Source organism: Intestinimonas sp. HCP28S3_D6 (assembly GCF_052065695.1).
In the GTDB taxonomy this organism is placed as follows: Bacteria; Bacillota; Clostridia; order Oscillospirales; family Oscillospiraceae; genus Intestinimonas.
In genome coordinates this window covers 1-21770 of the sequence record NZ_JBQHTM010000052.1, presented here as the reverse complement: position 1 = coordinate 21770, position 21770 = coordinate 1, and the positions used below count along the sequence as shown (strand labels likewise).

General features: G+C 58.1%; 19 protein-coding genes. 7 read left to right on the top strand and 12 right to left on the bottom strand.

From position 1 onward, the window contains the following. Positions 1-307 precede the first annotated feature (307 nt). Positions 308-1690: an MATE family efflux transporter gene (locus ACTNBK_RS14375; RefSeq protein ID WP_441147149.1), complete on the top strand. Its 1383-nt coding sequence runs from the start codon at positions 308-310 to the stop codon at positions 1688-1690. A gap of 60 nt (positions 1691-1750) precedes the next feature. Here ACTNBK_RS14375 and ACTNBK_RS14370 read toward each other — a convergent pair whose 3' ends face one another. The 4 genes from ACTNBK_RS14370 to ACTNBK_RS14355 are packed head-to-tail and all read right to left on the bottom strand — an operon-like array spanning position 1751 to position 5899. Continuing rightward, the gene (locus ACTNBK_RS14370) at positions 1751-3010 is read right to left on the bottom strand and encodes a zinc-ribbon domain-containing protein (protein WP_441147147.1); all 1260 of its coding nucleotides are present in this window, start codon (positions 3008-3010) and stop codon (positions 1751-1753) included. 3 nt (positions 3011-3013) lie between these two features. Then, positions 3014-3931, bottom strand: a complete 918-nt coding sequence (locus ACTNBK_RS14365; RefSeq protein ID WP_441147146.1) for a zinc-ribbon domain-containing protein — start codon at positions 3929-3931, stop codon at positions 3014-3016. A gap of 14 nt (positions 3932-3945) precedes the next feature. Further along, on the bottom strand, positions 3946-5205 hold the full coding sequence (locus ACTNBK_RS14360; RefSeq protein ID WP_441147144.1) for a hypothetical protein: 1260 nt from the start codon (positions 5203-5205) through the stop codon (positions 3946-3948). Between the two features lies 1 nt (position 5206). Next, a complete protein-coding gene (locus ACTNBK_RS14355; RefSeq protein WP_441147142.1) occupies positions 5207-5899 on the bottom strand; it encodes a protein kinase domain-containing protein in 693 nt (230 codons plus the stop codon). A gap of 124 nt (positions 5900-6023) precedes the next feature. Here ACTNBK_RS14355 and ACTNBK_RS14350 point away from each other — a divergent pair, with 124 nt between their 5' ends. From ACTNBK_RS14350 to ACTNBK_RS14340, 3 genes are all read left to right on the top strand, one after another. After that, the gene (locus tag ACTNBK_RS14350) at positions 6024-6449 is read left to right on the top strand and encodes a helix-turn-helix domain-containing protein (protein ID WP_441147140.1); all 426 of its coding nucleotides are present in this window, start codon (positions 6024-6026) and stop codon (positions 6447-6449) included. Positions 6450-6489: 40 nt separating this feature from the next. Beyond that, positions 6490-7377 carry a hypothetical protein gene (locus tag ACTNBK_RS14345; RefSeq protein WP_441147139.1) on the top strand — a complete coding sequence of 296 codons (888 nt, stop codon included), beginning with the start codon at positions 6490-6492 and terminating at the stop codon, positions 7375-7377. Positions 7378-7613: 236 nt separating this feature from the next. After that, a complete protein-coding gene (locus tag ACTNBK_RS14340; protein ID WP_441147137.1) occupies positions 7614-9440 on the top strand; it encodes a DUF4261 domain-containing protein in 1827 nt (608 codons plus the stop codon). Between the two features lie 71 nt (positions 9441-9511). Here ACTNBK_RS14340 and ACTNBK_RS14335 read toward each other — a convergent pair whose 3' ends face one another. From ACTNBK_RS14335 to ACTNBK_RS14300, 8 genes are read right to left on the bottom strand one after another with little or no spacing between them, the layout of a single operon-like run. Beyond that, entirely contained in the window at positions 9512-9700 is a 189-nt protein-coding gene (locus tag ACTNBK_RS14335; RefSeq protein ID WP_441147135.1) for a YjfB family protein, read from the bottom strand. A gap of 14 nt (positions 9701-9714) precedes the next feature. Beyond that, entirely contained in the window at positions 9715-9990 is a 276-nt protein-coding gene (locus tag ACTNBK_RS14330; protein ID WP_441147133.1) for a carbon storage regulator, read from the bottom strand. Then, on the bottom strand, positions 9984-10439 hold the full coding sequence (gene fliW / locus ACTNBK_RS14325; protein WP_441147131.1) for a flagellar assembly protein FliW: 456 nt from the start codon (positions 10437-10439) through the stop codon (positions 9984-9986). The genes ACTNBK_RS14330 and fliW overlap by 7 nt, the downstream gene beginning before the upstream one ends. A gap of 14 nt (positions 10440-10453) precedes the next feature. After that, a complete protein-coding gene (locus ACTNBK_RS14320; RefSeq protein WP_441147129.1) occupies positions 10454-11059 on the bottom strand; it encodes a DUF6470 family protein in 606 nt (201 codons plus the stop codon). Between the two features lie 44 nt (positions 11060-11103). Further along, positions 11104-12207, bottom strand: coding sequence for a flagellin (locus ACTNBK_RS14315; RefSeq protein WP_441147128.1), 1104 nt, complete (start codon positions 12205-12207; stop codon positions 11104-11106). A 27-nt stretch (positions 12208-12234) separates the two neighbouring features. Continuing rightward, the gene (locus ACTNBK_RS14310) at positions 12235-14001 is read right to left on the bottom strand and encodes a flagellar hook-associated protein FlgK (protein ID WP_441147126.1); all 1767 of its coding nucleotides are present in this window, start codon (positions 13999-14001) and stop codon (positions 12235-12237) included. An 11-nt stretch (positions 14002-14012) separates the two neighbouring features. Then, positions 14013-14483 carry a flagellar export chaperone FlgN gene (gene flgN / locus ACTNBK_RS14305; protein WP_441147124.1) on the bottom strand — a complete coding sequence of 157 codons (471 nt, stop codon included), beginning with the start codon at positions 14481-14483 and terminating at the stop codon, positions 14013-14015. 3 nt (positions 14484-14486) lie between these two features. Further along, positions 14487-14819 (bottom strand): flagellar biosynthesis anti-sigma factor FlgM, encoded by a 333-nt coding sequence (locus ACTNBK_RS14300; protein ID WP_441147122.1) that lies wholly within the window; start codon positions 14817-14819, stop codon positions 14487-14489. A 279-nt stretch (positions 14820-15098) separates the two neighbouring features. Here ACTNBK_RS14300 and ACTNBK_RS14295 point away from each other — a divergent pair, with 279 nt between their 5' ends. The 3 genes from ACTNBK_RS14295 (at position 15099) to ACTNBK_RS14285 (ending at position 21689) form a co-directional block, all read left to right on the top strand. Next, complete coding sequence (locus ACTNBK_RS14295; protein WP_441147120.1) at positions 15099-15497, top strand: bacteriohemerythrin; 399 nt, start codon at positions 15099-15101, stop codon at positions 15495-15497. A gap of 119 nt (positions 15498-15616) precedes the next feature. After that, positions 15617-19882 (top strand): EAL domain-containing protein, encoded by a 4266-nt coding sequence (locus tag ACTNBK_RS14290; RefSeq protein ID WP_441147118.1) that lies wholly within the window; start codon positions 15617-15619, stop codon positions 19880-19882. 55 nt (positions 19883-19937) lie between these two features. Beyond that, positions 19938-21689: a methyl-accepting chemotaxis protein gene (locus ACTNBK_RS14285; RefSeq protein WP_441147116.1), complete on the top strand. Its 1752-nt coding sequence runs from the start codon at positions 19938-19940 to the stop codon at positions 21687-21689. Positions 21690-21770: the final 81 nt, after the last annotated feature.

Here is a 21770-nt window from a genome sequence, read left to right as displayed (position 1 = left end):
ACCCAGTGGGGCAACAAGAAGTACATGAACATGAAGCATCTGGAGGCGACCGTTGAGGATGCCTCCATTGTTGGCTGACTTCATTCATAACAGAGTCTGCGAACTAAAGTGCGAAAAATTCTTGACACGACCAGACCTCCAATGGCCCTGCTTTGTATCCAGGATGCCCCACCCGTAAAAATTTTTGAAATTCAGTATGGAGGGATGACCGTGCTTGTGGTAAGATAGAAAATTGCAGAAGCAACTAAATGCACCGCCTTTGAGCGCTCCTAGGCGGCGCGGTTATTGGAAAGCTCAGGTGAGTGATATGCAGGCTAAGGCAAGCGCTTCCAGAGAGGATATTTTTCAGAACCTCCCCATTCCCACCGCCCTGGGAAAAATGATCGTCCCGGCGGTGACCAGCCAGCTGATCGTGCTGATCTACAACATGGCGGACACCTTCTTTGTGGGACAGACGGGTAACCCTTATATGGTGGCGGCCACCTCCCTGATTCTGCCGGTGTTCAACATCACCCTCTGTCTGGCAGGGCTGGCGGGGATCGGTGGCGGCTCCCTGATCTCCCGCCTGCTGGGCCAGAGCAGGGAGGAGGAGGCCAGGCGGGTGAGCGCCTTCTCCCTCTATCTGGGCCTCTGTATCGCCGCCCTCTTCGCGGTGGGCATCGGGGTCTTTATGGAGCCTGTTCTGAACCTGCTGGGCGCCGGGGAGAACACCTATGCCTATGCCAGGCAGTACGCCCTGTGCGTCATTGTCACCGGGGGTGTGCCCACGGTACTCTCCAACGTGCTGGCAAACCTGATCCGCAGCGTGGGCCGTTCCAAGGAGGCCAGCGCTGGCATCATCCTGGGCGGATTGCTGAACATTGCCCTGGACCCCTTGTTCATGTTTGTGCTGCTGCCGGAGGGCTATGAGGTCCTGGGCGCCGGACTGGCTACCTGTATTTCCAACTGTACCGCATTTCTCTTCTTCGTGGCGGTACTGCTGCGTATGGGCCGGAGCTCGGTGATCACCTTCTCCCCCAGAGGGGGGATGCCCCAAAAGGCGAGTATTGTGGCCATTTTCGGTGTGGGTATCCCCTCGGCGGTGACTACCTTCCTCTTTGATCTGGACTACGTGATCATCGACAAGCTGATGGTCTCCTACCACGATCTGGCCCTGGCCGCCGTGGGTATCGTGCTGAAGGTGGAGCGCTTTCCGCTGAATGTAGGCATCGGCATCTGCCAGGGCATGCTGCCCCTGGTGGCCTACAACTATTCCGCGGGAAATAAACAGCGGATGGAGGAAACCATCCGCCTGGCCCGGGGGCTGGGGCTGGTCATCGCGGGGATCAGCATCGTCCTCTATGAGCTCTTTGCCGTCCAGTTCGCTCACCTCTTCATCTCGGACGCCCAGACGGTGGCCCTGGCCTCCCAGTTCCTGCGGATCAGGGTACTGGCCACCCCCTTGATGTTCCTGAGCTTCTTCACCGTCTACCTGTTTCAGGCATTCGGAAAAGGGCGGGTCTCCCTGTTCCTGGGGGTGACCCGGTGGCTGGTCTTCAACATCCCTATGTTGTTCCTGCTCAACGCCATTTTCGGCATGTTCGGTATCGTCTGCTCCCAGGTGACGGCGGACACCCTGACCGTCCTCCTGTCCTTCTACGTGTATCGGAAGCACCGCCCCGCCGTGGGCAGCCCCCTGGCGGGCGGCTGAACCAATATGAAAAAAGGAAAAAGACACGCCTTGCAGCGTGTCTTTTTCCTTTTTATGGACTCACTCAAAGATGGCGTTGGTGGTGTCGATGGGGTGGTTGCAGTGGTTGTCGATGTCGGTGCCGTTCTCGGAGAAGGTGGTGCCGTCAAAGACCATGGTGATGTCGGTGGGGACGCTCTCCAGCAGGATGCCGGTACCGTTGCCGGTGAAGGTGTTGTCGAAGTAGCGGGTATCGGAGGCGGACTGACCGGTGGAATTGAAGTGGAAACCCACCTCATTGTCAGTGAAGGTACACTCGGTGACGTTGACCCAGGCCTCCCCGAAGGCCAGCACGCCGGTCTTGTAGCCGGTGAAGGAGCAGCCCACGGGCCAGGCCTTCTCCTTGGCACGGATGCCGGTGTCGGTGCCGTCTCCCACAAAGTCCATGTCATAGAAATAACTGATCCAGCCGTAGTGCCCGTCCTCCATGGAGACGGAGCCCTTCCACACCGTGCGCGCCCCGCCTTCGTCGGTGCTGCCGTAGAGGTCGTAGGACCGGTGGAAGGTCAGGTCTCCCTCGTAGGTCACCGGGGCCAGGTAGAAGAGCACCTGGTCGGTGGGCGGCACTTCTGCGGCAATCTGGTCCAGCAGGGCCTGCACCTCTTCCGCTGTATTCATGGGGTAGTCCTGCCAGTGGTACTCGTGGGTGATGACGGGGGTGATGTGAAGGTTCTGCCGCACCCGAATGAGGTCCCCGTTCTTCATCTGAACGGTCCACACCACCTGGGGCTCGCCGGAGTTGCCCGTAAAGTCCAGGTAGGACACCATGGCCGCGTCGGGGGAGTAGTCCTCCTGGTGGCTGGGCTCCCCGGCGGTGAGGGGATCGGCGGCGTTCTCGTCCTGGACCACCTCCACGGTGACGGCCTCCACCAGGGGTTCGAACGCCTCCCAGGCGTCGGTCCCGGTGAAGGCGTCGTTGACGTACCACCGGGAAGGCCAGCGGTACTGCTCATCCGGAGCGCCGGTCTGGTAGATATCGGCGGCAGGGGCGGTGCGGTCGTCGGGCCAGGCCACCAAAAGCTGGTAGGTCTTGTCTCCGCTCTCGTAGTACGCCTCGCCTACCCCATCAAACTCCTGAGGCGCATAGGGCCGGTTCAGGTACCAGAGCCCCGCCCCGGCGGCGATCACCACAGCCAGGGCCAGCAGGCCCAGCAGCAGCTTCTTTTTCAGGGGGACCGGCCACCCGGGCTTCTTTCGACTATGAATATCCCTGGCGCAGTGGGGACAGAAGGCGGCGTTTTCCGGCAGGTCCGCGCCGCAGTGAGGGCATTTTTGTTCCATATACTAACCTCCGTTCCCCTGATAGTCCAGCATGGTGTAGCCCAGCAGGTCGTAGTCCGCGTCCAGCAGCAGATAGCACTGCCACCGGCCATCGTTGGGCAGGAATTCCTCCAGCCGCTGGATCTCCCGGCACTGGCGCTCCGGCTCCGGGGAGTGGAGCAGGGCCCACAGGTGGTAGATCTGGGCGTCGTCCTCCCGGAGCACCGGGCCCTTGCCGGTGTTGTAGCCGCTCAGGAACCACACCACCCCGGCGTCCTCGATCTCCTCCGGCGGGATGTAGTTGGAAAAGTCCTCCTCCCAGTTTCCCTCAAAGGCGGCTAGCTGTTCCTCATAGAGCTCCGTGAAGTCGTAGTCACAGGACACCACGTCCAGCTGCCACTGTCCCTCCGACACCTGGATGGGCTCCCCGATGGAGTAGCCCATCAGATGGGTGTTGCGGTCGAACATGAGCAGGCACACCCGGGCGCCGGAGCTGCTGGTGCTGAACATCCCCCACTCCTCATCGGTGCCGTAGGCCCCCCGGGAGGCCACCAGGTTGGCCAGCTGGAGATTTTCCATCAGGTAGTCGTCGATGTTGTCGCTGGTGGTGGAGGTGGTGCCGAAATTGATGCCGGTGAGGGTGGGAAAGTACTCCCGCAGCCGGTCGGGGGTCACTTTGACCATGCCATTTTCGTCCTCCTGAAAGACCACCGGGGTCACCTTCCCGGCGGGGAGACCGGCGGCGGGCTCAGACCGCAGCGCCCAGGCCCCGGCGCCCACAGCGACTATGAGGACCAGAACCAGCATCCATTTCAGCCCCCTCCGCCACAGGTGGGCGGGTACCCTGGCGTTTTCACGGTCCCGGACGCTCTGGGCGCAGTGGGGGCAGAAGGAGGCGCTCTCCGGCAGCGCGGCGCCGCAGTGGGGGCATTTGTGTACCATAGAGATCGTCCCTTTCATGCAAAGGTTGCGTGGGAGACATTGATGGGGTAGTCGGATGGGTTATTGATGTTGCTGCCGTTATCGGAGAAGCGGCAGCCCGAAAAGTTGATCTGCTTGAATCGGGGTACTCGCACCAGGTCCACAGCGATTTCATTGTGGAGGAAGGTGTTTCCCTCAAAATCGCTGTAATTGAAGTAGTCCCCGGCACTGTCAAAGCGGAAGCCCACGCTGTTGTCTTCAAAACAGCAGCCCACCGGGTCGGCCCAGTGCACGCCCCCCACCAGCAGTCCGGTGTCCCAGCCATAGAAACCGCAGTTGCGTACACGACCGTCCGCCTCTACCGTCAGACCGGTGCCGGTGCCATCGCCCCGGAATTCGATGTTTTCCACGATGCTCCTGGAGCCGCCCTCCGGCGTTACCGCTACCGGTCCCAGGGAGGCGGTGCGCCTGTTCTGATCGTCCACGCTCCCATAGAGGTTGATGGGCCGCCCATCCAGGATGAGGCCCCCCTCATACCACACCGAGGGCAGGTGGAGGTTCACCACTGTAGGCAAGGGCACCTCGGCTTCGATCCGGTCCACCAGAGTCCGAAGGTCCTCGATGGTGTCCATGGGGTAGTCCTCCGGGTAGAGGTCCAGGGTCTCCACCGGCTCAGAGATCAGCTTCTGATGCAGCCGGATGGTGTCGCCGTTTTTCATGGAAAGGGTCCACTCTACCTCCACCGGGCCCAGGCTCTGGTCGGTAAAGGTCAGGGGAGCGCTCATCAGCCCGTCCACAGCGGGGGTGCCCTGATACACCGGCTGTTCCCAGGTGACCGGCGAGGGACTGTCCCCGGGCTGGATGACCCGGACGTAGGTGGATGTGATCTGTTGGTCGAACATCCGCCCTCCGTCCGCCCCGGTCTCCACATAGGTGACGAAGAGCTTGGAGCTCCGCTCATAGCGCTCCCCCTCCTCCACCTGCACGGTGTATGACCGTTCCGGCGTGGCGTCGTTGCGGAAGGTGAGGACCAGGTGGTAGGGATCGCCGTCCACAGTGTAGGTGAGCTCCCCCCAGGCGTCGTATACGTTGGGGCTGAAGAGGTCGTACAGCACGACTGCCAGCAGTACCGCAGCTGCTAGTGCTGCGACCCGCTTCACCGGCCTGAGCCACCGGCGGACTGGGATATGTACTGCCTGACGGGGGTGGATGTCCCGGGCACGGTGGGGGCAGAAGGCGGCCTCCTCCGGCAGGTCCGCGCCGCAGGAGGGGCAGGTCCTGACCCTACCGTCCATGTCAGAGGGCCTCCATCAGCCGCAGTACATTTTTATACCGCCGCTGGGGGTTGACGTGGGTGCACCGGTCCACGATACGGCCCATTTTCCCCTCCACCAGGTGGCGGGAGGGGTGCTCCCCGGTGAGCATCACGTTGATGAGGATGCCCACGGCGTAGATGTCGGCCCGGAGGTCGGACTGTGATAGACCGTACTGCTCCGGGGCGGCAAAGCCGGTGGTGCCCAGGATCTGGGTGTCGTTGGACGCCTCCAGCTTGTGGAAGCGGGCGGCGTCGAAGTCGATGAGCACCGCCTGGTCCCCACGGAGGATGATGTTCTCCGGCTTCACGTCTCGGTGGACAGCGCCGATGGAGTGGAGTACCCACAGGGCCTGGCAGACCTGTTTGATGATCTTCTTGGTCTCCTCCTGCGAAAAGAGGGCCCCCTTCAGCAGGAAGCCCAGGGTGTCCCCCTCAATAAATTCCTCGATGACCAGATTTTCCTTCCTCTGTGAGGCCACCTCGTAGACGGTGGGCAGGTTGGGGCAGGTGTACTCCAGCAGCTTTTTATAGACTTCCGGATTGCCGGTGAAGCGGCGGAGAATGAAACGCTGCCCAGTGACCTTATGCCGGATGAGCTGGACACTGCCCCGGGGGCTCTCCTTGAGCAGCCGGAGGGTGTCATATTCCTCCTGCAACGCCTTTGAAAGCCACATGTAAATAGCGATCCCTCCAAAAACTTCGCACACTATGCAGTGGGCATATTGTATCGAAACACAATTTTTTGTAGAGTAAGTATAAACGATTTCCACAAAAAAGTAAAGCAGAGGGGGGAGAAGTATGGAAGATAAGACCACGGATGATCTGAGTCAGGCGCTGATGAGCGAGCCCGACCTCGATTCCTACCTACAGGAGAACCAGCCGTTTTTTGCCGGTCAGAGCATCGCGGAGCTTCTGGCATCGTACCATGAACGGACAAAGCGCTCCAAGGCTGCGCTGGCCCGGAAGGCGGGAATGAGTGAGGTCTACCTCCACCAGGTCTTTGCCGGGCGGCGCAATCCGTCCCGGGATCGTCTGCTCTGTCTGTGTGTGGGTTTGGAGACCTCTCTGGAGGAGGCTCAGCGGCTGCTCAAGCTGGCCAGTTATGCGCCGCTCTATCCCAGGCTCAAGCGGGACGCCATCATCAGCTATGGGATCGTACACCACATGGCCTTGGGGGAGATCAACGACAAGCTTTTTGCCGAAAACGAAAAGACGCTGTATTGAACATCAGAAGCACTGAAAAAAGAGAGAAGGAGAGAGAACCATGAAAAAGATTCTGTTGTGGGTGCTGGCGGCAGCCATGATGCTCTCCCTGGCGGCCTGCGGAAAGAGTGAGGCGGCCAAGGCTGTGGACGATCAGATCGCCGCAATCGGCACGGTGACCCTGGAGAGCGCTGATGCCATCACCGCCGCCCGGTCCCTCTACGACGGCAGCGAGGCCGAGGTCCAGAGCGCGGTGAACAATTTGGGCGATTTGGAGGCGGCGGAGGCTGCTCTGTCCGACCTGCGGGTGGCGGAGACAGTGAGCCTCATTGACGCAATCGGCGCCGTGACACTGGAGAGCGCCGATGCGGTGGACGCCGCCCAGGCCTCCTACGACAGCCTCTCTGAGGCGGATACAGCCAAGGTGAGCAACGCCGATGTCCTGATCGCCGCTGCCGACCAGCTCAAGGCCCTCAAGCAGCAGCAGGCCCAGGCCATCCTGGCCAATATGCGGGTGGAGAAGGACGAGGTACGGGGCCTTACCTTCTACTACTCCAAGACCCAGCCCTACTACGCCGACGAGCGCTGCTACGTGCTCCCCTACATCGGCCAGGACAGCACCCATACCTGGCTGTGCGCACAGTACCACTACATGGATTACGACAACTGGGTCTTCTGGACCAAGCTCACTTTTGCCGTGGACGACCAGCGCTACTATAAATACTTCAACTATTTTGACGTGGTTCGGGACAACGACACCGAGGTGTGGGAGTATGTGAACACCGCCGATGTGTCTGAGGAGGACATCGAGATGTTCTGGGCCATCGCCAACTCGGAGAAGACCATCGTCCGTTTCGAGGGCGACGAATATTACAGTGATTTCACCGTCTCCCAGGCGGACAAGGATGCCATCCGTGAGGTCCTCACCGCCTATGAAGCCCTACAATAAGGGAAACGGATAACACCTAGCATTGCCTTTGGGTGTGGAGATATCCCCCCCTTCCGTACCCGCGGAGTCATTTGCTTTCCTGATGCGGGAAGAGGGAGGGCCCCAGGCAAGACGGGAGACAAAAAGGGAGCGGATTTCCGCTCCCTTTTTGCCTGATAAGGCGGTGGTCCGTGCACTTTCCTTTGCCCGGCCCATGTGGTATGATGATAGACAAACAAATAGAAAGGGGGAGGAGCATGAGAGCGCCGGAACAAAATGAGAGACCTGAAAGAGTCCCATCGAAGGAAAAGACATCCATCCTGACACCGGAGGACATCCGGCGGCTGGAGTCCTACGACAATGGGACCACCGGATATTTTTACCGAATGCTGGATGATCTGGAGAACTGTATCCGCACCGGGGTGAGCCAGGGCCGCTTTACGGAGGAACAGGCCCGGGAGGACCTCCAGGTGGCGCTGTGGTACTCCTTTGCCTGCAACAATGTGGATGAGTATGAGTACTATTACAAGGCGGCCCAATGGATGCCGGCCTCGGAGAAAAACGCGGGTGGCTGCGGGGTTTGGTATTACCGCTATGCCTGCGCGCTGGTCTATTGTAGCCGGCTGGAGGAGGCCCTTGCATACGCCGAGCGGGGGGTGGCGGAGGAGCCGGACTACCCCTGGGGCTGGCTTCAGCTGGGACGGCTGCGCAGCCATTTCGGGGACCGAGAGGGCTCTTTGGAGGCGGTGCGCCGGGGGCTGGCTCTGGTGCCGGGGGACCACGAGTTCCTCGCCCTGGAGGAGGACATCCGCCGGGGTAGGGACCTGGCCCAGATGGAGTTCCACTGGATCGACCCGGATAGCGACCTGGCCCTCCAGCGGGAGGAGAGCCCGGAGGTCGCCGACAAGCGCCGGGCCGTGGCCTGCATTCTCCGGGACGAGGAGAATCTGGCGGCCATCAAGCGGCTTCTCTGCCCCACGGAATGGGAGGCCGATGCCCCCTTCTGCACCTTAACCATCCCCTATGGCGCCGGGACCCTGCTGGGGCGGTTCTGCATGAATGAGGCGGCCCTCTCTAAGCTGCCGCTCTCCTGGGTCCGCGAGCTGGTGCGCCGCCTGCCGGAGCTGGAGCGGCGGGGGAGGGTATTCCTGTCCGCCCAGGCCGATGTGGACGCCAGCGGGGCGGAGCTGGAGTGGTTCTCTGTTGGCCAGGAGCGGGACCTGCGCCTGTGCTACTGCCGGGATCGGGACCACCAGCTGGTGGCCTTTGACCCCGACTTTTCCCTGAGTAAGGCGGGCCAGCCAGCGCTCAGCCGGGCTGAGGGAGGCACCTTCCTGGCCTTTGTCCTGCTGGAGGAGCCAGTGTGGGACGCCGACCGATTCCGCCGGGATCTTCGGGACCAGTGGGGCATTCCCTGCATGACGGAGGAGCGGGAGGACGAGGAGGGTGGCAGCACGCTGATCTTCGGGGTGGACGGCATGACGGCGGCGGTGGGCCTGCTCCCCACGCCGATCCCCCACGGGGAGGCGGTGGAACGGGCCAAGTGCAATTACCTGTGGGAGGAGGCGGTAGAGGCTGCCGGTGCCCACAGAGGCCATATCGTGGTCACTGTGCTGGCGGAGGAAGAAGAAATCCGAAACGCCGCCATATTACAGGTGAAGCTGGTGTGCTCTGCCTGCCGACAGCAGGGCGTGCTAGGGATCTATGCCAACGGGACGGTCTATGACCCGGATTTTTACCTGGGGTACGGTGGTCTGCTCCGGGAGGATGAGCTGCCCCTGCCCGACTTGGTCTGGGTGGGACTTTATCGGGATGAGGAGGGACTCAACGCCTATACGGATGGCCTGAGCGCCTTTGGAAAGGATGAGATCGAAGTGCTCTCCAGCAAAGCACAGCCCGGAGAGCTACGAAGCTTCCTCTACGATGTGGCGGATTACGTGATTGAGCAGGACGCCGTCCTCTTTGACGGGGAGACCATCGGCACCAGTGAGGATGAGAAACTCCCCATCACCCGCAGCGCCGGAGTCTGGCACGAAGGGATGACATTGAAGATCCAATATCATGGGGAACATGAAGCGGACTAAGATGCAGACAGAAACAAATCCCCGCCGACACAGAAAGTCGGCGGGGATTTGCTTCTGTCACCTGGATGCTGTCAGGCGTAAGTGTCAATATAGGCGCCCTTGGCCGGAGCCGGCTGCTGTGCCAACATCTCCAGCATGGACTGAGCGGCCAGCTCCTGGGTATCCATGGCCTTTTTGCTCACGGCGATGGAATAGCTCTCCTGGAACTGAGCGGCGAAAAGACTGGTGGCGGTGGCGGCAATGCCTTGCATCAGGTCCATAAAAATATCTCCTTTCAGATGGTGTGATCCGGGTCCTCTCCGGCAGACGGCTGAGGCTGGTCCAGGGAAAGGGCGGAGAACAGGGCCTCCATGGTCTGAGTAGAGAGGCTTTGTGCGGCGTCCTGATTGGCGGAGACGGCTTGTTGCAGTTCACTGCGCAGAATGAGCACATCCTTGGGGGCGTCGATGCCGATGCTGACGGTACCATTGGCCTCCGTCTCCAAGATGGTGATGCGAATCTGGTCTCCCACTAGAAAACTCTCGCCCGCTTTTCGGCGCAGGATCAGCATGAGGAAGCGCCTCCTCTGTGGGAGAAGTCGCCCAGTCGATGGCGCATGTGATAGGGACTGCCCTCCAGAATCACCTGAACGGCGGTGCGGTCCTTAAGCTGGATCACAATGGGACAGCGGAGGTTCACTGTGCTCTCACTGACAGGCTCCTTTACTACGCATAGCACATAGTAGCCTAGTTCACCGCTCTCCTCGACGCCGAGAAGCTGAAGCTCTTCGGGGGAGAGAACGGGGGAATAGTCCGGGTAGAGGGAGAAGGGGTCCATAACAACGAAAGCCAAAGCAGGGGTACTGACGCTCTGAAGACACAACAGGCTTCCATTGCTGCCCGCGAAAGGGAGCAACAGGAAACGGTGTTCCGACTCAAATCCGAAGAGTCCATTTGGAAAGGTGAGGAGATCCTCAGACTCGTACTCCACGGGGCCGAAATATTTGGTGTCGATCTGCAAAAGGCTTCCTCCTCTTATGCCTTCACGTCCACCGGCTCATAGTCGGGATCGGAAGAAGGCGGCACATACAGGGGACCGCCCACATATTTGATGATGACGTCCGGGCGCTGAGTCATGGTGAACTCGATGTCACCGGGGACAAAGGTGAAATTCATCTGCTCCATGCGCCAGTCGAAGTTGAGTTTGTCCATCTGGTAATGGATACTCATCTCGCCGCCGGTCCAGGAGAGGTCGGCACCGGTGGTGGGGAGAAACTGAATGTTCAGGTCCACCATGGGCTTCTGGACGGCGTCCCGGGCCATCTGGGGGATCACGGTGCCGTCCACGGTGGATTCCATCATCATACGACCCTGCCGTGCCAGGACAGCAGTGGCCTCATATGCGGCCTGTACGCCCTTCTGGGCGCTCTGCTGGATGCTCCGGGCAGTAGTGGGCACAACAGAATTGCGGGCTTCAAAGGTGTCGATATTCACCTTGATGGGATTACTGCGAATTTGCAGTCCACCCTTATCCCGCGAGATCTCCATCTGAGCGGTGCCCTTGGCATACTCGAACCGGGCGTTGGTGACTTTCATTTGGATTTCGATGGGGACGGTCTGGATTTCGATCAACGGATACATGACTAAAGCGCTCCTTTCTCTGCATCCGTAGAAAAGCGGATTTTTTATTTCAAGTAGTCCATCAGGGACTGAGGAATCACGTTGACACCCACCTGGAGAGCAGCGCTATAACAGGTCTGGGCCCACACCAGTTCGGTAATGGCGTCGACTGGGTCTACCTGTTCAATGCTGTTGAGTTCCTCGTTCAGGGCGTCGAAGTTGGACTTCAGCTGAGTGCCGTTGGTGTTCAGGAACTTGGATTCGGCGTCCAGCTCGGAGTGCTTGTCGATCATAGCGTCCTTAGAGGCCTGAAACTTGCCGACGAGGCGGGTGGCGTCCTCCAGGGTGCCGTTGTTCCAGGTCTTGGTGTCCGGGTCGTAGCCGTCGAACACATCGGCCAGCTTGAGCATCAGAGAGGCCATGTTTTTGGGGTCGCCGTCCTTGTCCACACCGTAGCCCATGATGTCGATACCGGAGATGGCGGCGTCAAAAGCGGAGGAGTCGATGACCTCTCCCGTGTCGTTGTCCTGCTCGAAGCCCAGGCCGATATCCACGTAGAGGTGGTCGTCCTCGGCCCATTTTTGCAGCATTTCAGCGTTGGTATAATTATTCGGGCCGCCCGGCTTCATTACAGGCTTGCCATCCGGACCGGTATAGTCCTGCTTCAGCGTGGCGGGATTGTCGATCTGGATCCCGCGGTAGGTAATGAAGCCATCTTTATCAATGGCGAAGGGGGCCTCCTTGTTGTCGGAGCCGGCGAAGATGTAGTCTTCGTCATACTGGGCGTTCATGCTCTGTACAATAGCCCTAGCGCCGGAGCGGAGGACCTTGGCCTGGGTATCGAGGTTATCGAGGTTGGTGCCGTTGAGACCCTCCAGGGCGGGCACATCACCCAGCTTGTTGGAGAGGTCATCCAGAATGCCCTTGATGTTGCTCCAGGCGGACTCGTACTTGCTGAGAACGGTCTTGTTGTTGGAGTACTGTGCGTTGACAGAATTGAGGGAACTGTGGATCTTAAAGGCCCGGGTGGCGGCGGCAGGGGCCGAGGCATAGGTGCTGAAGTTGCGCCCCGTCATGACCTTCGTCATGGCGTTGTTAAGGCTATTGGTGTTCTTGGATAGATTATAGCGGTAATTGAACAGGGAACCGTTCGTCGTGATCCGTACCATAGGTGCATCTCCTTCTGCGCAAAGAAATTACATGGCCAGCAGGGAGTCCAGCGCGTCGTTCAGTGTCGTCATAAGACGGCAGGCAGCGGTATAGGCCTTCTGATAGACCATCAGGTTGGCGGCCTCATCGTTGAGGTCCACACCGGAGACGCTGTCACGGTCGGTGTAGGCCTCGTTAGAGGTAATCACATAGTTGTTGTAGACGTCGTTGACGGTCATCTGGTCCTCGGCAAGGGTGGACTCGATGCGCAGCAGCATCTCCTCAAAGGTGCCCTCATAGGGGGAGTTCGCCCCTACCGCACCAGTGGCCACGTTGCCCGGATTGAAGGTCTGCTTCTTGCTGAAGAGGTTCAGGAAGGAGGCCAGGTTGGAGGTGTCGCCGCTGGAGGCGTTGGGGTCCCGGGAGGCGATCATGGAGACGTCGCCGTTGGCCCACGCCTTGGAAACCGAGATGTTAGCGGCCGTGATGATGCAGCGGTCATCCGTTGGATCGTTTGGAGTGCCATTGACATCCATGGCGTCGTTGTTGTTGCTGCTGGTGCTGAAGAGGTTACCTGCCCCTGGAATCTTCACGCCATCCACATTGTTCAGCGCGTTCATCTGCTTGGCGAACTCCTGGGCCAGGCTGTCCAGCGCCTTCTGGTAGTAGGGGATACCGCGCTTGATAGCGGCGTCGGGGTCCTTGGCCACATCGGCGTCGGTGGCGTACTCGCCCTTCTCCGTCAGAATCTCCCGCAGGGACTGGATGGAGCCGTAAAGGTCGTTGTCGCTCAGATCGATTCCGAAATCTGTATTGGATTTTTTCTCACCATCTGTGTCGGTAAGGGGGCCAAGGACGATGGAATAATTATTGTTTTCCTTTACGGCTGCATCTTTCGGATTAGACACTGGTTTTCCACCCTTATCTAAATAAGGAAAGTTATCGCCGGTCATATCTTTCGTAGGGTCAAATTTATCATTGCGGGAGAGCAGTGTTTGGCTTAATTGAGCTGCGTATTCACCCTCGACCAAGACGTGTTGTTGGGCGGGATCATCGTTGGACAGAGAAACAGTGAGCTTCTCCACCATAAGGCCGGCGCCCACATCCTCTGTGGTGTACTTGACGTCGATCTTCATGAAGCCGCTCAACTCGTCCAGCAGATTGTTGCGCTGGTCCCGCAGCTCCAGGGCGTCGTCACCCCGGATGTCGGCGTTGCGGATGGACACGTTCAACTCCTGGATACTGGAGAGGATGGTATTGACCCGGGAGACATCCTGTTTCAGATGGGTCTCATAGGTGCCCTTGAGGTCGGAAAGGTCGGTGGCGGCCTTGTTGAAGAGGCGGCACAGGGCCTTGGAGGAGGAGTAGATCAGCCGGTCATATCCGTCAATGCCGTTGGTAACGGCCTGGCTGATGAGGTCCCGCAGGTCGTTGAGCTGGTTGAGGATGACGCCGTCATCCTGCTCACCGTCGCCCTTGCCCACCTCATCAAGGATGGAGGCGATGTCCTTCAGACCGCTGAGCATCTGCCCGTAGGAGCCCACGTTGGACTGGGCGCCGCGGTAGAGCAGATCCAGGCCGGGGTCTCGAAGCTGGCTGACGCCGGTGGTGAGGACGCCCTGGCCCACCCGGGTGTTGTACTGGGAAAAGTACTTGTCCGATGCAGTGGTGACCAGGCTCACCTGGTCCAGCCGCTGGCGGGTGTAGCCGGGGGTGTTGATATTGGTAATGTTGTTACCTGTCACATCCAGGCCCTTCTGGGCGGCATAAATTCCCAGACGGGCGGTGCTGAAACAACCGAATGTACTGCTCATGGCGGTCCTCCTTATGCTCTGAAGTCGGTGCCCAGCCCTCTGCGCGGATGGCTGGAGGGAGTTTGATAAGCGTTATCGCCCTCCTCGGGGAGGAGGCCACGGCGCTCCAGCTCCCCGTTGACGGCGCGGAGATCTTTTTCAATCACGGTGCGGGCGGCCTCCTGGGCGCTGCACAGGAGCCGGTACTGTTTCCGGACCCCCTCGGTGGCCTGGGCCACCGCCCCGCGCTGCTCTGGGGGACAATGCCGGTCCAGCTCCAGCAGAGAGACGCCGGACAGACCGAGAGCCTGGAGCAGCTTCTCGCGCTTCTGCTCCAGGCCACGCAGAGATAGAGAGATAGCATGCTCCTGCTTCATGCAGTCATTGAGGACGTCCAGGTCGTGGGCGCGCACCGCGTCGATTTTCTGTGGCTGCAGCTGGGTGAGACGATCCAGTTCCTGCTGGAGCTCTGAGAGAAAATGCAGTAGGTTCTCTGTGTTCATCGATTAACCCTCCAGGGGGGCCGCCATAAGCATACGGGATGCAATGGCGCCGGCGTCCGGACGGTAAGAGCCCTCACGGATCTGCTGACGCAGGGAGGAGAGTTCGTGGTTGGTGGGGCGAATGCGGATTTTCTGAGAAATCTGGGCTGTTAACTGGCGCACACGCCCTTCATTGCCCTCTGCTGGACGAACACATTGGAATTCATCATACAACTGTTCTGCCTTGACAGGTGCGGAGGTGGATGAGGTGGGTATGGTCATATTCACATTCATAGTATTATAAGGTGAGATCCCGGTAAAAGGGGAGACTCGGGTGGGTTTGATGCCAGAAATCATCCTGCATCCTCCTTTGACACACTGAAACGACCGCAGCGGAAAGACGCGAGCTTAAGTGGGCGCCGGTCACGAAACTGCGCCCGAGAGCGCAGCGGAAGCGGTAAAGCGTTTACTTTACATATCGTCCCTACTTTCAAAAGAATAAGTGCAGACAGGGTCAAGAGCAAAAATTCTTTGGTAAAAAATTAAAACTGGTGCCCATTAACTTTTAGCATGGCCGGTCGATAATCCTATCAGAAGCCCATCAGTTTATCTTGAAAATCAAAGGAGATTATATCCATGCGCTATGAATTGACAGAAGAACTGATTACCGGGAATACTTTGATCGACTCTGAGCACAAGCAGCTGTTTGAAGCCATTAACGCGCTGCTGGACGCATGCGCGAACGGAAAAGGCCGGGATCAGATTATGAAAACGGTGGATTTCCTGAACAGCTATGTGGGTCGGCACTTTTCCGATGAGGAGAAGCTGCAGGTGAGCAGCAATTACCCCGGCTATCCCTCTCATAAGACCTTCCACGACGGCTACAAGCGTCAGCTCCAGCAGACTACCCAGGAGCTTTTAACAGAAGGCGCCACGGTAAAGGGGCTGGGTAAGCTTAACCAGGTGGCGGGTGTGCTTGTTTCCCACATCCGGACCGAAGACCGCAAACTGGCCAAACATCTGAAAACAAATTAAATCCCTCTTCTAAACGCCCAATACAGGGCACCGGCTGGAATGGGAAGGTCTTAGCGCAACCATACCGTTGCAAATGCCAGAAGGACCCATCCGGCGGTCGCAATGGGGGGAACAGAAACATGGAGCAAGAATCGAATATGGAGGACATCCTGTCCGCTTACCGAAGCATTTTAAGGTTCATGAGCGAGAGCACGGATGACTATTTTTTCCTGTTAGATAACACAACGGGGAATCTCTATCTTCCAGAGTCCATGCGTGACAACTACGAAATCATGCAGGCTGGGGCCGATTACTGCAGCCCAGAAGACTGGTACGCCATCACCTATCCCAAAGATCTCCCCACCCTGATGGAAAGTGTACACATGCTCCAGAGCGGTGAGAAAGATTTTCACGATATGGAGTATCGGGTGGTCAACCGCAGAGGAGAGATCGTTTGGATCAGCTGCCGCGGCAAGGTACAGATGGATCAGAACGGTGTGCGCAGATGGATGATCGGTCGGATATCGGACACGGTGGTCAGGAACAAGACAGACCGCCTGACCGGTGCCTTCAGCATGGAAGTGATGAAGGAAGAAATCGCCGAGATTCTGAAGGAGGAGCAGGATGGATACTTTCTCCTTCTGGACGTGGATGATCAGAAGGCCATCAATCTGAAGAATGGACAGGATTCTGGAGACGAGATACTCAAACAGGTGGCGGAGTCCCTGGAGATCGTTACTGGCGGTATCCAGAAGATCTACCGGATGAATGGAGATTGCTTTGCAGTAAACCTTCCCGGAAAGAGTACCCAGCAGGTAACCGATATTTTCCAACAGCTGCAGTCCCGCCTGGAGGGAATGTGTACGCTTTCAGGCGGATGTGTGCCCTTTCGAACCTACAAGGTGCCGGATGCGGGGACCATTTTTCAGTATGCGGAAAACTCCCTGAGCTATGCCAAATCCCACGGAAAAAATAGCCTGCGCTTTTTTTCGGCGGAGGACTATGAGAAAGATCTGGCCGCGCTAGAGCTAAAAGAGGATCTGCAGAAGAGTGTTCGGGAAGGATTTCGAGGTTTTTCCCTGTGCTACCAACCGCAGGTCCTCTCTCATAGCTACCGCCTTCACGGCGCCGAGGCCCTGCTGCGGTATACGTCTCCAAGACGCGGAAGCGTGAGTCCGACAGAGTTTGTGCCCCTGCTGGAGGAGAGCAAACTTATCTGCTCTGTGGGAATGTGGGTGCTGGAGACCGCGCTGGAACAGTGCCGGAAATGGCGGGAGCACATCCCCGAATTCTGTGTCAGTGTGAATATGTCATACACTCAGCTATGCGAGCCTGACATCACGGACAAGGTGCTGGATGCGCTCAAGCGCAGCGGTTTGCCTGGCAGCGCACTGACGGTGGAGATCACCGAGGGCGTGCAGCTTCTGAATTATTCCAATCTCAATGAGATCTTCCGGCGCTGGAATCAGTTTGGGATCACGGTATCCATTGACGATTTCGGTACCGGGTATTCCAGCCTGGGCTGGCTCAAGGAAATGGAGATCGATGAAATCAAGATCGACCGCTGTTTTGTGAGCAATATTCAGAGCAGCGCCTACAATTTTCGCTTGCTGGGCAATATGATTGAACTGGCGGAGAGCAGCCAGATCCGTGTGTGCTGCGAAGGCGTGGAGACTATCGAGGAGTTGGCCGTACTGGAGGAGCTTCGGCCCGGCCTACTGCAGGGATTCCTTTTTTCCAAACCGTGTCAGCCCTGTCAATTTGAGAAGACCTACATTGAAACAGAAAGTCCGGATTTCCGAGATCGGGAGCAGCGGGAGCAAGCCTACCGCCAGTCGGTGCGCAGCTACGATATGCCCCATATCTCGGAATGGCCGGAAGAGGAGATTGTGCAGGCCATCATGGCGGCAGAGAACGACGTATTTTACGTCAGCGATCTGGAAACCTATGAGCTCTACTATCTCAATCCGGCAGGGCAGAAGCTAACGGGCTTGCGGGACTACCGGGGTAAAAAATGCTATAAGGCCTTCCAGGGCCGGGATGAGCCATGTCCTTTCTGTACCAATAAACACCTCAAGGCGGATGACTTCTATATCTGGGATCAGGTGAATGACTACTGTGGCCGCCATTTTGTACTCAAAGACAAGTTAATGACCTTCCGTGGCAAGCAGGTTCGCATGGAGGTGGCCCTGGATGTGACCAAGCATGAGATTGTCAGCCAGGGTCTCCAGGAACGGCTCAACTTTGCCAACAAGGTCGTGGAATACACTCAGATCCTTTCCGAGAACGCAGACTACGGCACGGCAGTGCGGCATGTGCTGGCTTCCCTCGGAGAATTTTATCAGGCGGATCGAGCCTATCTTTTTGAACCGGACTTAAAGGCCCCAGACAGCTGGAGCAATACATATGAGTGGTGCCGTTCTGACGTGACACCACAGATGCAGAATCTACAAGAAGTACCGCCTGAGGCGCTGGATCGGTGGGTGGAGCTCTTTAAGCAGGATAAATCGGTTATCATCTTCAATATGGATACCATTCAAAAGATCAATCCTCTTGAATGGGAGCTGCTGGAGGGGCAGGATATCAACCGACTGATCGCAGTACCGGTACGGATCAATGATACACTCGTCGGTTTCATCGGCATCGATAATCCCCGTTACTCCATCCATGATGATGCGCAGGCACGGGTTCTGTCTTACTTTCTGATGGACCGCATCCGTCAGGAGCGGAATGTGCAGCGCTTTCAGGAACTGCTGGGCGCCGGCTATCGCAATGTACTGGATAGGTTGAAAGTTGGCTTGTGGATCATTCGGATGGACCCGACCAGTCAGCGATGTGAGATGCTGGCGGACGAAAACATGCGCCGGGTCATGGGATTGACTGAGGCGTTGACGCCGGATGAATGTTATCGCTTCTGGTATGAGCGGGTCAATGACGGCTACTATGACTATGTGAATCAGGCCATTCGCAACGCGGTGGAGAGTCGGCGCACGGTACAGTTGGAGTACACCTGGAAGCACCCCGTGTTTGGTGAAATCCTGGTCCAGGGCACCGGCATCCGGAGCGAGGACCAGGATGGGTGGATCTGTCTGGCAGGGTGTCATCGAATCATTAGCGAGACGGACCGGCCCAGGGTATTGGAGGAGACGCGTACCCGGGATGTATTTGAGTACAATGAGCAGAGCAGGAACATCTTTTTCCACACTGACCGCACACTGCTGGCAGGCCGCGAGAGGCGGGAAGGAGACTTTCCTCAGTGCTGGATCGAGAAGGGGATTGTTCATCCCCATTTCATCAAGACCTTCCGGAGGGCATTCTCTGGTGTGAGTATGAAATACGATCTGACTTTACCGGCGATTCTGCTTTTGAGCAAGTCCGGGTCCTACGAGTGGTTTAAGTTCACGCGACGACATTTGGGCCAGGGTCAGCAGGATCTGAACACGGTGATGGTAGAGGTAGAACCCACAGGAGCAGAACGGGTACAGGAGCTAGAATCCATGCGGAAAAGCTGTTTCTACCAGGCACTGCTGTCGGAGGCAATTGCCTATGCGGAGGTGGATCTGGAGAGCGGACAGACCAAGTCTTTGGGCGGCCTTTGGAAAGAGTATGATGAGGATTACAGGCTTGGGTCGGAGCATTTTATCGATGTGCTGGGAGACCAGTTGGCCAATCACCTTCCGGCAGAGGAGATTACCGAGTTCCGGAAATTCTGCAGCCGCGAGGGTTGGGACAAGATGCCGGAGTGGGGCGGGCTGAGCCGGCGGTTCAGTTACCAGCGGCCGGTGGGGAATGTTCTCTGCTGGGTAGAGCTGGTGGTCCACGTGTTCCGGGAGAAGATGACTCGGAATGTCTATGCGCTGCTCTATCTGAAAGATATCAATGCAGAGAAGCAGCGAGCCATCGCCCAGGACAAGGCGGCAAGTCTGGACCCTCTGACCGGTGTCTATAACAGGACTGCTTTTGAGCGGAAAGTGACGCAGTGTGTCAGAGAGGCTGAGCGTGATCTGTGCGGTGTCCTGATGCTGCTCGACATCGACGACTTTAAAAGCATCAACGACAATAATGGACATCTGGTAGGGGATCAGGCGCTCCAGGAGGTTGCTCAGCTCCTGCGGGCGACATTCCGGCAAAAGGACATCATCGGCAGGCTGGGTGGAGACGAATTCCTGGTCTATATTGATGACTACCTGGAACGGGATCGCCTTTTCCCACGGCTGGGTGCTCTGCTGACCCAATTGGATGCAGTTTCAGAGTTTCCGCTGGCCAGCAGTATAGGAGTTACCTTCGTACGGCGGTACGGGTTTGACTATACCCGCAGCCTGGGTGAGGCGGACAAAGCACTCTATTATGGCAAGCAGACCGGAAAACATCAATTCTTTTTCTACGAAGATCTACCAGCGGACTGAAAATCGAGAGAAGGTCCGCTGACTGCACGAATCTAAGAATAAAGGAGAATTCACCATGTTTAACAAGATGAAATTGAAACCGTACCTGCTGACTGTCTTTTTAGCATTGATCGTACTGACTGGCATCATTGCTCTGGCCGGAATTCTGGGACTGCTCAGAGTCCAGTGGAATACCGATTTACTCGTCAACAAGATCTTGGCCGCTGACAGCGCCGTCAAAGAGTGTCGGATTTCGGCCAACGTCGCCGCCCGTGATCTGCGGGAGATGGTGCTCTCCGAGAACACCCAGGATATCTCGAAGTTTGAGACCAGCATCAATGATGGTATCCAGAGCATCGAGGCTCAGATTCAGGTCTTCAAGGACGCCCACGGCACCGAGGACGGTCTGGCCCAGAAGTACGAGACCGCCTTCGAAGACTGGTTCAACGTTGCCAATGAGGTCATGGATGAGGCCAAGCGTGGCAGCTGGGAAGAGGCCAAGCAGACCATCGTCGATGAGTGCTCTCCCGCTTTGAGTGAGTTGGCCAGCATCGCTCAGGAGATCGACGCTGTTACCTCCCAGAGTCGGAGCACCCAGGAGAGCCACACCATGGACATGATCCGAGCATGCATAATCTTGCTGGTGGGCGTCTTTGTACTGGCCCTGGTGTTCGGTCTGCTGGTAGCTCTGAAGACCACACTTGCCATCACCGGTGCGGTAGGCAAGATTCGCTCTGCCGCTGAGGATCTGTCCAAGGGCGATCTGAAGGCCCGCGTGGATTACGAGGGCAAGAATGAGTTCGGTGAGCTGACCGAGCGGCTGAACTTCTCTTTCCAGGAATTGGACAAATACGTGGATGCCATCGACTATGAGATGACCGAGTTTACCAAGGGCAATTTCATCTGCGAATGTCCCATCCAGTTCCGGGGTGACTTTGCGCATATTCAGACCGCCATTGAGAACTTCCAGCAGAAGATAAGCGATACCCTTTCTGAGCTGGAGACCTCTTCCGCTCAGGTGAGCGCTGGCGCTGAGCAGGTGGCTGATGGCGCCCAGGCTCTGGCTCAGGGCGCCACCCAGCAGGCCAGCAGCGTGGAGGAACTCTCCACTTCCATTTCTGAGATCTCCAACCGTATTTCCGACACTGCCGATTTCTCTCAGAAGGCGGACCAGATGGGCCAGGAGGCCCGGGAGATCGTGGAGAAGGGCAAGGAGGAGATGCGCCAGCTCCTGGCCTCCATCCAGGACATTGCCGAGGCTTCCAACAACATTCAGAGCATCATCAAGGTCATCGACGACATTGCCTTCCAGACCAACATCCTGGCCCTGAACGCCGCCGTAGAGGCCGCCCGGGCAGGCAACGCCGGCAAGGGCTTTGCCGTGGTGGCCGATGAGGTCCGCAGTCTGGCCCAGAAGTCGGCCGACGCCGCCAAGGAGACCACCGGTCTCATCAAGAACTCCCTCCAGCATGTCTCCCACGGTGAGGAGATCGCCCACCGCACCGACGCCGCCTTTAACGATGTGGCTGACGCCGCCCAGAATATCCTGGGTATGATCGAGAAGATCGCCCAGGCCTCCCATGAGCAGGCCGAATCCATCTCCCAGATCTCCGTGGGCATCGACCAGATCTCCGCGGTGGTCCAGACCAACTCCGCCACCTCTGAGGAGAGCGCTGCCGCCAGCGAGGAGCTCAGCGGCCAGGCCGGCGTGATGAAGAGCCTGCTGGAGCAGTTCAAGACCTCTCCGGCCCAGAACTTCACTCCCACCACCGACGCCGAGAGCGGCAGAGAATATTCCGCCGTTGGAGCGGGCGCCGACAAGTATTGATCCCCGGCCGATCCGGGAAGCGGGGGGGGGGGGGGGGGGGGGGGGGGGGGGGGGGGGGGGGGGGGGGGGGGGGGGGGGGTG